This window comes from Stackebrandtia sp., from assembly GCF_035643755.1.
GTDB lineage: Bacteria > Actinomycetota > Actinomycetes > Mycobacteriales > Micromonosporaceae > Stackebrandtia.
In genome coordinates this window covers 1-12,764 of sequence record NZ_DASQPW010000135.1, presented here as the reverse complement: position 1 = coordinate 12,764, position 12,764 = coordinate 1, and the positions used below count along the sequence as shown (strand labels likewise).

Below are 12,764 nucleotides of genomic sequence, written 5' to 3'. Positions count from 1 at the left end.
GGACCGTGATTCACCGCACCCGCCACGCGCGTCATATTGAGTTGCCGCCGTCGCCGCCACCCCATAGCGTGAACTGGCTATGCGTCTCCTCAAGCCACTGCCCGTCGCCGACCCGGGCGAGCCCGACACCCGCTCCGCCGGGCGCTATCTGCTGTGGATCTGCCGCATGCAGTGGCGCACCCTGGTGATCGCCGGCCTGTTCGGCACCGGCTGGATGGCCTGCATCGGCGCGATCCCCGGCGCCATCGGGCAGGGCCTCGACGACGGCATCGTCGCCAAGGACAAGGGCGCGCTGGTCTGGTGGGCGCTGGTGATCTTCGCGCTGGCCGTGTTGATCGCGGCGCTGGGCGCGGTGCGGCACCGGCTGGCGGTGTTCAACTTCCTGATCGGCGCGTTTCGCAGCGTCCAGGTCACCACGCGCCACGCCACCCGGGTGGGGGCGGCGCTGCCGCGCCGCATCGCCACCGGCGAGGTGGTGGCCGTCGGGGGCGTCGACCCTCAACAGATCGGCATGACCCTGGACGTGCTGGGCCGCACCGTCGGCTCGGTCGTCACCTTCGTGGCGGTGGCCGTGGTGCTGCTCAACACCTCCCTACTGCTGGGCGCGGTCATCCTGATCGGGCTCCCCCTCCAGGCCCTGGTGATCGGTCCGCTGCTGAAGCCCTTGCAGCGCAGGGAACACGACTATCGCGAGCAGCAGGGCCTGTTGACCTCGCGCGCCAACGACATCGTCGCGGGGCTGCGGGTGCTGCGCGGCATCGGCGGCGAGGAGCTGTTCGCCCGCCGCTACAACGAGCGCTCCCAGGAGGTGCGCCGCTACGGCGTGCGCGTCGCGGTGGCCAGCGCGTTCATGAAGGGGCTGCAGCTGCTGCTGCCCGGTCTGCTGCTGATCGCGGTGACGTGGGTGGGCGCGCGGCTGGCGGTGGCCGGGGACATCTCCACCGGCCAGCTGGTGGCGGCGTTCGGCTACACGGGTTTCCTCATGATGCCGATGAGCACGTTCCTGGAGACCGCGCGCAAATACACCACCGCGCACGCCGCGGCCCGCCGCATCGTGGCGCTGCTGTCGGTTGAGGCCATTGTGGACGACACCGGGGACGGCGCGGCCCGGCAGTCCTTTGACAGCATCGACGACCCCGCCTCGGGTCTGCGGGTGGCGTCGGGGCGGTTCACCGCGCTGGCGGCCACCGACCCGTCCGACGCCGTGGCGATCGCCGACCGGCTGGGGCGCTACGTCGACTCCGAGGTCACCGTGGACGGCACGCCGCTGTCGGCGCTGTCCGTCGACGCGGCGCGCGCCACGGTGTTCGTCGGCGACAACGACGCCTACTTCTTCGCCGGGGTGCTGCGCGAGCAGCTCGACCCGCGCGGCGTCCACAGCGATGAGTCGATCATGGACGCGGTGCGCGTGGCTGTCGCCGGCGACGCCGTCGACAGCCTGGGCGGTCTGGACGGCCGGCTGGAGGCCGAGGCGCGCAACGTGTCCGGCGGGCAGCGCCAGCGGCTGCGGCTGGTGCGCGCCCTGCTGGTGGACCCTCCGGTGCTGGTGCTGCTGGAGCCGACCTCGGCGGTGGACGCCCACACCGACGCGCTGATCGCCCAGCGCCTGGCCGCCGCCCGCGCCGGGCGCACCACCGTGGTGGCCACCAGCTCGCCGCTGCAACTGGAGCGGGCCGACGTGGTGTGCCTCGTGGACGACGGCAGGGTGGTCGCCGGCGGCACCCATACCGAACTGATGGACGGCGAGCCGCGCTACCGCGCGCTGGTGACCCGGCAAAGCGAGGACGAGGAGGTTTCGGCATGAGCACCGGTCTTCCGGTCGCCGATTCGCGCGAGACCGCCCGGCAGGTGGGCATTCTCGCCAAGTCCTATAAGGGACAGTTGGCGCTGACGGTGGCCCTGTACGTGATCTCCTCGGCGGCGGGGCTGGGTGCCCCGTGGCTGTTGGGCAATCTCGTCAACACCGTCGACGGCGCGGGAAACTCCACCGTGGACGGAATCGCGCTGGCGGTGGCGGGTTTCATTGTGGCCCAGGCCGTCTTCGGCGGCCTGTCGCACTACGTGTCGAGCCGCTTCGGCGAGGCCGTGATGGCCCGGCTGCGCGAGGAGTTCGTCCACCGTTCCCTGTCCCTGCCGCTGTCCACGGTGGAGAAGGCCGGCACCGGCGACCTGATGACCCGCAGCTCGCGCGACATCGCGCAGCTGGGGCAGGTGATGCGGCGCGCCGCGCCGGAGAGCTTCGTGTGCCTGCTGACCCTGGTGCTGACCCTGGTGGCGATGGTGCTGGCCAGCCCCGTGCTGGCGGGCGTGGCGATCGTGACGACCGTGCCGGTCCTGTGGTGGCCGGCGCGCTGGTACCTGAAGCGCGCCCGCACCGCCTACCTGGCCGAAAACGCCGCCTTCAGCGACATCGCCGAGGGACTGGCGGCCACGGTGGAGGGCGCCCGCACCATCGAGGCGCTGCGGGCACAGCGCGAGCGGATCGCCGTCGGCGACGCCGGGATCGCCAAGTCCTATAAGGCCGAACGCCGCACGCTTTACCTGCGCACCATCCTGTTTCCCGCACTGGACTTCGGCGTGACGGTGCCGGTGGCGGCGGTGCTGCTGGTGGGCGGCCTGATGTACGGCGCGGACCTGGCGACGCTGGGCGCCGTCACCGCCGCGACCCTGTACATCAACCAGGCCGCGGAGCCGATCTTCATGCTGCTGGCCTGGCTCGACGAGCTGCAGACCGGCGACGCCTCCCTGGGCCGCGTGATCGGGGTGGGTCCCCTGCGCGGCAACGGTTCCGCGCCGCGCGAGGTGGAGCCCGCCGACGCCGACGCCCCGGCGGTGCACGCCAGCGGGCTGCGCTACGCCTATGCGCCGGGCCGCGACGTGCTACACGGCGTCAGCCTGGACGTGGCGCACGGCGAGCGGCTGGCCGTGGTCGGCCCGTCGGGGGCGGGAAAGTCCACTCTGGGCAGACTGATCGCGGGGATCGACTCCCCGGGCTCGGGAACGCTGCGGGTGGGCGGCCGCGACCTCGGTGGCCTGCCGCTCGAGGAGCTGCGCGGCGAGGTGCTGCTGGTGACCCAGGAGCACCACGTGTTCCTGGGCACGGTGCGCGACAACCTGGCGCTGGCCAACCCGGACGCCGACGACGCGGCGATCGTCTCCGCGCTGGCTGCCGTGGACGCCACGGACTGGCTGGACGGGCTGCCCGACGGGCTGGACACGGTGGTCGGCTCGGCCGAGCACAAGGTGGAACCGGCTCGCGCGCAACAGATCGCGCTGGCCCGCCTGGTGCTGGCCAACCCCGACGTCCTGGTGCTCGACGAGGCGACGTCCCTTCTGGACCCACGCGCCGCGCGTCATCTGGAACGCCACCTGGCCGCCGTGCTGTCGGGGCGCACCGTGATCGCCATCGCCCACCGGCTCCACACCGCCCACGACGCCGACCGCATCGCGGTGGTGGAGGACGGCCGGATCAGCGAGCTGGGCTCCCACGAGGAGCTGGTGACCGCCGGCGGCCAGTATGCCCGGCTCTGGAAGTCCTGGCAGGGCTAAGGATCCCGGGTAGTAGGCGCGCCCGGCGGCCCCGCCGGAGGCCGACCAGACCTCGACGACGCGGCCGTTTTCGCTGCGCAGGATGTCGGTGCCGCTGATGTCGATCACGCCGCCGTCGGGGCCGGGGCGCCGCGCGCCGTAGGGGCGGGCGACCAGCCCGGTCCCGTCGGCGTCCATGTCGACCACCGGCTCGCCCTGGGTGCGGTATCGCAGGCCGGGGCGCTCGGCGCGAAACGCCGCGATGCGTTCGGCGAGGGTGGCGGCGTCGTGCACCTCGTCCATGGCCTCGGAGCCCGGTTGGGCGTAGCGGAACACCGCCTTGTCGGCGATGATCTTGTCGGCGATGGACAGGTCGCCGTCCCACAGCGCGGTCCACTGGTCGAACAGTTCGATGCCGAAGTCACGCATTGTCGCGTCCTCTCTAGATAGTATCGATGATACGGTTTCGATGAGATGAACGATATAGTCTCACCGATACGGTGTCAAGGAGCGGAATCGTGAGCGTGAGCACAGGACCCCAGGACCACATCGTGCTGGGGTTGATCGCCCGCCACGGACCCATGACCCCCTACGAGCTCAAGGCCCGGGTGGAGGACGGCGTCGACTACTTCTGGCCGATCCCCCACGCCCAGCTCTACCGGGTTCCGGTGCGGCTGACCGCCGCCGGGCTGCTGCGCGAGGAGGCCGAGGACGGCGGGCGGCGGCGACGCGTCTTCCACCTGACCGACGCCGGGAGCGCCGAGCTGCGGCGCTGGCTGGCCGACCCGCACGACGCCGATCCCGAGACCCGCGACCCCTCGCAGCTCAAGCTGTACTTCGCCGACCTCGGGGGCCCGGGCGACGTGGTCGCCCTGGCCCGCGCCCAGGCCGCCCAGCACCGGCGGTGGCGGGACACCTACCTCCAGCACCGCGCCGACACCGACGCCAGCGACGGTGTCGAGGCGCTGTCGCGCTCCCGCATCCTGCGGCTCGGCATCCTCCACGAACAAGCCTATGTGGACTTCTGGGAGTGGCTCGCGGCGAATCCTGACCGCGTTGACCTCGACGAACCCGGCGTCTGACGCGAGCCGGAAAATACCGGGTAGGCCGACCTGGAAGACTAGTGGGCACGTCAAGCCCGCAAAGGAGATATCCGTGTCCACCACAGGCGAGACTTCCCCCCCGCCCGAGGTCGCTCCCACCCAGGAAGAAATCCTGCGATTCACCGATCGGGCGTTGGATCGCATGTCCGCCATCGTGACCGAACTCGGCGACGATCTGGCCAACCGGACGCCCGATCTCCCCGGCGCCAACAGTCCATACCAGATCCTGACGCACTGCCTCGGCGTGTGCGAGTACTGGGGCGGTGCCTACATTCGGGGACGCGAATACCACCGTGATCGCGAGAGCGAGTTCACCGCGGCCGGAGAGGTGGCGGCGCTGGCGGCGCTGGTCGAGGCCGCCAAGGAGCAGCTGCGCGCCGACCTGGCGCAGCCGCGCACCGATCAGCTGGGCCCGGAGGACTGGTACACGCTGGGCGGGGCCGTGATGCACCTGGCCGAGGAGATGTTCCAGCATCTCGGGCACCTGGAGGTCACCCGCGACCTGATCCTCAACGCCTGACGCCACGGCGGCCGGGAAACGGTGGCGGCGATCGCTGGCCATAGATGGTACCGCTCGGTACTATGTTGGGCATGCCTGTCGCCAAGGGAACCCCGCTCGATCCGGCCCGCACCCGCGAGGCGATGCTGGATCGCGCCACCGACGTCTTCTACCGCCGCGGCCTCGACGGCGCCGGGATCGCCGAGCTGTGCGCCCAACTGGGCGCCTCCAAGCAGACCCTGTACCGCCACTTCGGTTCCAAGGACGGGCTGATCGCCGCGGTCCTGGAGGCCCGCAGCCGGCGGGTCACCGCGTGGCTGCGTGCGGCCGCCGAGGCGGGCTCCTCCCCCGCCGAGCGCCTGGCGGCCGTCTTCGACGCCCTGGGCTCCTGGTACGCCGAGCCGGGATTTCGGGGCTGCGCGATCGTCAACGCCGCCACCCAGCATCACGACGACCCGCCGCGCGCGGCGGTGGCCCGGCACCTGGAGCGATACCTGGATCTGTTGCGCGGCATCGCCTCCGACGCCGCAACCCGCGAGCCCGAGGCCCTGGCGCGGCAGTGGCTGTTGCTGCTGGAGGGGTCGATCGTGCTGGCCGACCACCACGGCTGGGGCGGCGCCTCCGCCGACGTCGCCAAGCGCGCCGCGACGGATCTGTTGCGCCTGAACGAGAACGGGGGCAATTGAATGTCCACCATCGATGGACGCGTCGCGGACGGGTACGAGGCCGTGGCCGAGCAGTTCGCCCGCAACTTCACCGAGCGCGGCGACCTCGGCGCCGCCTTCGCCGCCTACCGCGACGGTCAGCTCGTGGTGGACCTGTGGGGCGGCGTCGCCGATCCCGACACCGGCGCACCGTGGACAAGGGACACCCTGGCGCTGGTGTTCTCGGGGACCAAGGGGCTGTCGGCCGCGGCCGTGCTGTGGCTCGTGGAGCGCGGGTCGCTGGACCTGGACGCCCCCGTGGCGCGCTACTGGCCCGCCTTCGCCGCCAACGGCAAGGGCGACATCACGGTGTCGGACGTGATGACGCACCGGTCGCGGCTGTCGGGAATCCCCGGGCCGCACCGCATCGAGGACCTCTACGACCACGACGCCATGGCCGCGCGCCTGGCCGCGGCGGCCCCGGCCGCCGGCGAGCGCGCGGGCTTCACCTACCACGCGATCACGTTCGGGTGGCTGGTCGACGAGCTGGTGCGCCGCGTCGACGGGCGGACGCTGCCCGGGCTGTTCGCCGCCGAGTTCGCCGCCCCGCTCGGGCTGGACACCCACATCGGTCTCGGCGACGACGAGCATCACCGGGTGGCGACCATGACGGCGCTTCCCGGGGCCCTGGCCGATGTGGACGTCGCGACCGAGCCGGATCGGTTGGCGGCGTTGAACCGCAACCCGCTCACCGCCACCGACGCGGTGCCGATCTGGAACAGCGCCGCCTACCGGCGCGCCGGGTCGGCGGCGGTCGGGGCGTACTCCACCGCGCGCTCGATGGCCCGCTTCTACGGGTGTCTGTCGCGCGGCGGCGAGATCGACGGGGTGCGGGTGCTGAGGGAGTCCACCGTGGAGGCGGGGCGCCGCGAACGCGTGCGCGGCGTCGAGCCACTGTGGAACTCACCGTTGGCCTACGCCACGGGCTTCGACCTCAACACCGAGCTGGAACGCTACGGTCGATGCGCCGATGCCTTCGGCCATCCCGGTTTCGGGGGCTCGATTCACGCCGCCTGGCCCCGCAGGCGGGTCGGGCTGTCCTTCTGTGTCAACCAGGTGCGCGTCGAGGCGGGAGAGCCGCGGTCGAGGGCGGTGATCGACGCCCTGGACGCGGCGTCGACCGCGTCCAGGGCTTGAACTCAGCAGCCTCCGCCGCCGGGGCCCCCGTAGTAGAAGTGGTTGGTCCAGTTGGTGCCGTCGCTGGGTGTCTGGTTGTCGATGGTGTAACACGGCAATGTGGAGTTCGGGTTCAGCGCGGCCCAGTTGGTGCTGCCGTCGGAGCCGAGGTAGAAGAGGGTGCGCTGGTAGGCGGCCTGCTGCCAGCCCTTGTCGGCGGACTCGCCGCTTCCCATCTGCGGCCAGTTGGTGCCGCCGGTGTAGACCTCGCCGCCGTAGTCGACGTTGTTGGCCTCGTTGGTGACCGTGCCGTTGTTGTAGACGCTGGCCGGGAAGTAGCCCACCGAGGTCATGTTGTCGGTGCTGCTTCCCAGAAACAGCCACCAGTTGCCGTCCTTGAGCTGCCACTGCTGGCTGTATTCGTACTGGTCGCCGCCCTTGGTGCTGTAGTTGGAGAACTGCGCCCCCAGGGTCCAGTCCGAGCTGGTCTGGACGAAGGCCGCGCAGTCCAGGTTGTAGCAACCGGTCTGGTAGCCGTCCGGGGTGTGGTAGATGAACAGCGCGGAGGAGTCGCCGAACTTGTCCGGGTAGTGCACCCAGCCGCCCTCGACGGTCTGCAGGCCGGTGCCCGAACCGTTGGTGTACCACTGTTGCGACAGCGTGAAGTCGCCGCTGGGGTTCCACAGGTTGAGCGAGGACTGTCCACCGTGGTTGCCGACGTCCTGGCGGGCGTGGGCGTACTTGTGCTCGTTGGCGCGGGCGTCGGGGGCCCCGCCCGGGGTCTTGGCGAAGAAGGCGGCCAGGTTCTTGAAGTGCGACAGGCGATCCAGCGTGACCCGCTGCATCGGGATGGTGCCCTTGCCGCAGGCCAGGGCGTTGCCGTAGGCGTCGGCGGAGTGGGGGCGCGCCATGGTGGTGGCGCCCTTCGCGCCGTCGGGATCGGGATGTCCCTTCTTCTTCAGCTTCGGCGGCTTGGCCAGCCGGTCGGAGCCGGTGGCCCGCAGCCCCGGCTGCGAGGTCTTGGTCACGCAGTCGACATAGGAGCCGTCCTGGACATAGGAGTGCCGGACCTTCGCTCCCGAGTAGAGGTCCAGCACGTAGCCGCGCATCTGGGCGAACGCGTGGGCGTCGGAGATCGCGACGTCGTGGGACGAGGCGGTGAGGTCCTGGAAGCTGGAGTCGCGCGTCGCGTCGATGAACGAATTGAAGGTGACAAATTTGTCGCTGTCCGCCGTCGCGGACAGCGGTACCGCCACCAGGCCGACGGCCAGGGCCAGCGCGACGGCGCCGCCGGCCACGGCGGGGCGTTTCAGCTGGGACAGGGGTTTTTTGATACCGGATGAGACCATGGGTCGTCCCTCTTCTGGGGTGTGTTGGGTCGACGGACCGACGGGTGGGGACGGTTCTCCGGCATGAACCATCCTCAATGGCCCCATCGGCCCGGGGGCGTCCCATGCTAGCCGTACGCATTGAGGTTCGCAACTACGTCGATACCCTGGGTCGATGCCCGCGGCGATCGCCCGCCTCGGCTCAGGTCACGGGTGCTTGCCGTTGAAGTCGTCCAGGGTCGCGAACTTCACCAGGTCCTCCAGGGTCACCCGGCGGGTCGGGATGGATCCCTGGGGGCACTTGGCCTTCTTCGTGGTGGCGCCCGAACCCGAGCCTCCGGAGCCGCCGCCGGGCGGCGCGGCCGGCGAGGGCGCCGAGGCGGTGGAGCCGTCGGTCGCGACGCAGTCGAACACCGCGTCGTGCGACACGACGCTGTCGACCACGCGGGAGGGGTCGGTGCGGGTCAGGATGTAGTGCCGCATGTCCTCGAAGTCGGCGCGGCTGGCGACCCTCGCCCCCGGAAGCTTCTGGTACGCCGCGTACTTCGCGTGCCTCACGTCGTCGAGGAAGTCCGCGTAGGACTTCACCGCGGGGCCCGACTCCGACGCCTGTTCGCCATGCGCCGCACCGGCCCTGCCGCATCCGGCCGACACCATCGCCATCGCCAGGGCTATCGCGGAGATCAGGACTGTCGCGCCGCGTCGGGACACCGGGCCTCTCCCTCCAGTTGGCTTCCAGGGTTGGACGCGGCCGACACCCCGACAGTTCCCGCCGCCGACACCTCACCCATATCATGCCGCGCACATCGTCGACTGGCACGGATCGGCTAGTTAAAGATTGAAATGCGGCTACATAATGGGTAGCGGGGCCGGCCCAAGGCCCCAAACGACACAAGTGGGGACGCGACAACATGGAACCCGGAAAGCTACTCGGAGGACGTTACCGACTGGACCAGCGAGTCGACGGCGGCGGCATGGGCGATGTGTGGCGGGGTCGGGACACCGTGCTGGATCGCACGGTCGCCATCAAGGTCCTGCACGCCGGGTTGTCGGGGGACGACACCTTCCGCCAGCGCTTCCACGGCGAGGCCCGCGCGGTGGCGGCCCTGGCCGCGCCCGGGGTGGTCAACCTCTTCGACTACGGCGAGGACACCTCCGGCGACACCGGGGTGGTGTCCTATTTGATCATGGAGTTCGTGCCGGGGCGTTCGCTGCGCACCATCCTCACCGACCGCACCCGGCTGGGCGTGGCCGAGACGCTGGACATCGTCGCGCAGTCGGCCGACGCGCTGGACGCCGCGCACCGCGCCGGGATCGTGCACCGCGATGTCAAGCCCGGCAACATCCTCATCGACGAGGAGAACGACGCGGTCAAGCTGGTGGACTTCGGCATCGCCCGCACCCGCGGCCAGTCCCCGCTCACCGAGACCGGCGCCATCATGGGCAGTGTGTCCTATGTGGCCCCAGAGACGTTGTACGGCAAGGACCCCACGGGTTCCTCCGACGTCTATTCGCTGGGTGTGGTGGCATACGAGTGCCTGGCCGGCGTGAAGCCGTTCCCCAGCGACGTTCCCGCCACGGTGATCACCGAGCAGCTGCACAAGCAGCCGCCCGCGCTGCCCGACGACATCCCGCCCGACGTGGCCGCCGCGGTGATGCGGGCGCTGGCCAAGCAGCCCGAGGAGCGCTGGGGTTCGGCCGCCGACTTCGCCGCCGCCTGCCGCCAGCTGCGCGACACCGGCCAGATCGACCTGCCCGCGTCCCCGGTCGCCGACGACGACGCCACGGTGACCGTGGCCGCCGACGCGATACCCACCACGGTTATCAACCGGCCCGACCCCGCCGACGAGTCGCTCACGATTCGCTTGTCCACCAAGGCATCGGGACCGAAGCCCTCGGCACCGTCCCCGCGGCAGTCCGATGAGGACCTCATCACCCATCGGCGTTCGGGCGCCCGCCTGCGGGTCGCGCTGGTGACGGCCGTGGTGGTGGGGCTGGTGGCCGCCGGCGGCATCGCGGCCGCACGCCCCTGGGAGGACAAGAACCACCCGGGGTCGAACGGCGCCGGTTCCTCCTCGCAGACCGAGGCGACCAGCCAGGACTCGTCGAGCCGGTCGCAGCCGTCCTCGGCGTCGTCGAGCGCGAGTGAGTCGTCGAGCGAGTCCTCGGCGTCCAGTTCGGCGCCGAGCTCGTCGTCGTCGAGCGCGAAGCCGCCCACCGCGACGGTGCCGAAGCTCGTGGGTCTCGACGAGGACAGCGCCGGAAAGAAGCTGGCCGACAAGGGTTTCACCAACGCGTCGTCCTATCAGGTCGGCGACGGGGACGTCGACTGCGGCAACGTCGTCGAGCAGTCCCCGGCCGCGGGCAGCACGCACAAGCTGGACTACGAGATCACCTACGGCGTGCAATACGCCGCCAGCGACGCCGACTGCGCCAGCTCGACCGGCGACACATCGAAGGCTCCCTAAACGACGGACGGACGCTCCATACTGGAGTACAGTGCCCAGCCCTGCTCGTTGACGCGGGCCGCCAGCTCATCGCGGGCCGCCCGCGCGTCCATCGCGTCGCGCTGGCACCACCGCGCCTCCTCCACCGTCAGCAGCTTGATGTTGACCAGGCGGATGCGCGACAGGGGGCCGTCGACGTGCGGGGGCAGCTCGGGGCCGTCCAGACCGAGCAGCGCCGCGGCGGTGTTCTGCTCGTCGACGAAGCGCGACGCGAAGCGGCCGGGCAGCTCGAGGCCCTGCAGGGACAACACCAGCGTGCCGTTCTTCTCCAGTGCCTCGGTGAAGCCGATGCCGTTGCGGGCGGCCACGCGCGCCACGCCGATCACCAGGCCGCCCAGCCAGCTGGAGGCGACCGCATCGACGCCGAGGGCGTCGAAGCGGTCGGCGGAGACGGCGTACACCTCGACCTCGTAGCCGTTGGACGGCGGCGCGTCCCGCCACCGCATCGGGTCGGCCAGGCCGTCGCTGGCGACGAGCAGTCCCTTGCCGCGCCGGGTGACGGTGTACGCCTGCCGCATCGCAGGCCACTGTGGACCCTCCTCGAAGGCGGGACTGGACGGGTTGCCGATGACGGCGTCGTCGACGCTCCCCCAGGACCCCCAGGCCGCCCTGATGACCTGCGAGGTCGCCGGGCCGTGCACCTCGTAGATGTCGCCTGTGTCGTTCACCGGCGAAACGGTAGCAGCAATTCCCACGACGACCACGTCCACGCAGGACGGATTTACGTCACTGCCACTTCCACTATGGCGAATCACACATCACAGTCCATAATGTCCGATAACCTCAATGCGATTCCATTGTCACCCAAAGTAATCGGCAACCCTTCTGGTCGATTCACCAAGACATGACATAATCAACCGTCAATCTTCGTTACCGCGGGAGTCTCAAGCATGCGATCCGGGGACCGCTTGGCCGGGCGCTACCGCCTCGTGGAGGCAGTCGCCTCCGGCGGGATGGGTTCGGTGTGGAAGGGGCACGACGACCGGCTCGACCGCGTCGTGGCCATCAAGGTCCTGCACGCCTCCCTGTCGAACGACGACGTGTTCCAGCGCCGCTTCCACACCGAGGCGCGGGCCGTGGCGGCGCTGCAGGCGCCCGGCGTGGTGAACGTCTTCGACTACGGCGAGGAAGCCAGCGACGACGGTCCGGTCATCTACATCATCATGGAGTTCGTCGAGGGGCGGTCGCTGCAGGACGTCCTGATCGAGGACGGGACCATCGACCCGGCCGAGTCCATGCGGATCATCGCCGGGTCGGCGCGGGCGCTGCACGCCGCGCACCAGGCGGGCATCATCCACCGCGACATCAAGCCCGGCAACATCCTCATCGACAAGCACGGCGATCCCCGCATCGTCGACTTCGGCATCGCGCGCACCGACGGCGACGCCGGGCTCACCAGCACCGGCATGGTGATGGGCACCGTGTCGTACGTGGCCCCCGAACAGCTGCGCGGCGACGAGCCGTCACCGGCCGCCGACATCTACTCCCTCGGGGTCGTGGCCTACCAGTGCCTCGCCGGACGCAAGCCCTACAACAGCGACACCCCCGCGTCCATCATCGCCAGCACCCTGAACGACCCGCCGCCGCCGATGCCCGAGGACATCCCCGAGAACTTCGCCGCGATCGTGCTGCGTGCCCTGGAAAAGGACCCGGCCGACCGCTGGCCCACCGCGGCGGCCTTCGCCGACGCCTGCCGGGGGCGCGGCGACACCGGGGCCGTGGCCGCCTCGGAGGAGACCACCGCGGTGGTGCGCGCGCGGGAGGCGGCCGCGGCGAAGCCGCCGCCGACCGACAGCACGCCGCCGGAGGTCTCGCCCGGCAGGGGACGGCATCGCCTGGGCCTGGTGCTGCTCATCGTGCTGGCCCTGGCCGCGCTGACGGGGACCGGGTTCGTGGCCAGCAGCTGGTACGACCACCCGAAGCACGACAAGGCCGGTGGCGGCTCCAGCTCGGCGGAGTCCAGCGCCGATCACAAGTCC

Annotated in this window: 11 protein-coding genes; 8 read left to right on the top strand and 3 right to left on the bottom strand. The window is 70.7% G+C overall.

Annotated elements, in window-relative coordinates; genetic code table 11:
• The first annotated feature begins 79 nt into the window (after positions 1–79).
• The 6 genes from VE172_RS10480 to VE172_RS10455 all read left to right on the top strand — a co-directional run bounded on the left by VE172_RS10480 (position 80) and on the right by VE172_RS10455 (position 6,971).
• Positions 80–1,804, top strand: a complete 1,725-nt coding sequence (locus tag VE172_RS10480; RefSeq protein ID WP_324800892.1) for an ABC transporter ATP-binding protein — start codon at positions 80–82, stop codon at positions 1,802–1,804.
• On the top strand, positions 1,801–3,549 hold the full coding sequence (locus VE172_RS10475; RefSeq protein WP_324800890.1) for an ABC transporter ATP-binding protein: 1,749 nt from the start codon (positions 1,801–1,803) through the stop codon (positions 3,547–3,549). The genes VE172_RS10480 and VE172_RS10475 overlap by 4 nt, the downstream gene beginning before the upstream one ends.
• A 497-nt stretch (positions 3,550–4,046) precedes the next feature.
• Complete coding sequence (locus tag VE172_RS10470; RefSeq protein ID WP_324800887.1) at positions 4,047–4,610, top strand: PadR family transcriptional regulator; 564 nt, start codon at positions 4,047–4,049, stop codon at positions 4,608–4,610.
• Between the two features lie 73 nt (positions 4,611–4,683).
• Complete coding sequence (locus tag VE172_RS10465; RefSeq protein WP_324800884.1) at positions 4,684–5,151, top strand: DinB family protein; 468 nt, start codon at positions 4,684–4,686, stop codon at positions 5,149–5,151.
• A 71-nt stretch (positions 5,152–5,222) separates the two neighbouring features.
• Positions 5,223–5,816 carry a TetR/AcrR family transcriptional regulator gene (locus tag VE172_RS10460; RefSeq protein WP_324800881.1) on the top strand — a complete coding sequence of 198 codons (594 nt, stop codon included), beginning with the start codon at positions 5,223–5,225 and terminating at the stop codon, positions 5,814–5,816.
• On the top strand, positions 5,817–6,971 hold the full coding sequence (locus VE172_RS10455) for a serine hydrolase domain-containing protein (protein WP_324800878.1): 1,155 nt from the start codon (positions 5,817–5,819) through the stop codon (positions 6,969–6,971).
• Positions 6,972–6,973: 2 nt separating this feature from the next.
• Here VE172_RS10455 and VE172_RS10450 read toward each other — a convergent pair whose 3' ends face one another.
• The gene (locus VE172_RS10450; RefSeq protein WP_324800874.1) at positions 6,974–8,299 is read right to left on the bottom strand and encodes a neprosin family prolyl endopeptidase; all 1,326 of its coding nucleotides are present in this window, start codon (positions 8,297–8,299) and stop codon (positions 6,974–6,976) included.
• A gap of 186 nt (positions 8,300–8,485) precedes the next feature.
• Positions 8,486–8,989, bottom strand: a complete 504-nt coding sequence (locus VE172_RS10445; protein WP_324800871.1) for a hypothetical protein — start codon at positions 8,987–8,989, stop codon at positions 8,486–8,488.
• Between the two features lie 200 nt (positions 8,990–9,189).
• Here VE172_RS10445 and VE172_RS10440 point away from each other — a divergent pair, with 200 nt between their 5' ends.
• Positions 9,190–10,746 (top strand): protein kinase domain-containing protein, encoded by a 1,557-nt coding sequence (locus VE172_RS10440; protein ID WP_324800869.1) that lies wholly within the window; start codon positions 9,190–9,192, stop codon positions 10,744–10,746.
• On the opposite strand, the gene VE172_RS10435 is transcribed toward VE172_RS10440, so the two are convergent.
• Positions 10,743–11,453 (bottom strand): hypothetical protein, encoded by a 711-nt coding sequence (locus VE172_RS10435; protein ID WP_324800866.1) that lies wholly within the window; start codon positions 11,451–11,453, stop codon positions 10,743–10,745. The two genes, VE172_RS10440 and VE172_RS10435, sit on opposite strands and share 4 nt — an antisense overlap.
• A 222-nt stretch (positions 11,454–11,675) precedes the next feature.
• On the opposite strand from VE172_RS10435, the gene VE172_RS10430 reads away from it, so the two are divergent.
• Positions 11,676–12,764: serine/threonine-protein kinase (locus tag VE172_RS10430; RefSeq protein ID WP_324800863.1), on the top strand; the 1,089-nt coding region annotated here is incomplete at its 3' end.

Coding starts and splice junctions, on each gene's coding strand:
- VE172_RS10480 (WP_324800892.1), top strand. CDS start 80: ATGCGTCTCCTCAAGCCACTGCCCGTCGCCGACCCGGGCGAGCCCGAC.
- VE172_RS10475 (WP_324800890.1), top strand. CDS start 1,801: ATGAGCACCGGTCTTCCGGTCGCCGATTCGCGCGAGACCGCCCGGCAG.
- VE172_RS10460 (WP_324800881.1), top strand. CDS start 5,223: ATGCCTGTCGCCAAGGGAACCCCGCTCGATCCGGCCCGCACCCGCGAG.
- VE172_RS10455 (WP_324800878.1), top strand. CDS start 5,817: ATGTCCACCATCGATGGACGCGTCGCGGACGGGTACGAGGCCGTGGCC.
- VE172_RS10450 (WP_324800874.1), bottom strand. CDS start 8,299: ATGGTCTCATCCGGTATCAAAAAACCCCTGTCCCAGCTGAAACGCCCC.
- VE172_RS10440 (WP_324800869.1), top strand. CDS start 9,190: ATGGAACCCGGAAAGCTACTCGGAGGACGTTACCGACTGGACCAGCGA.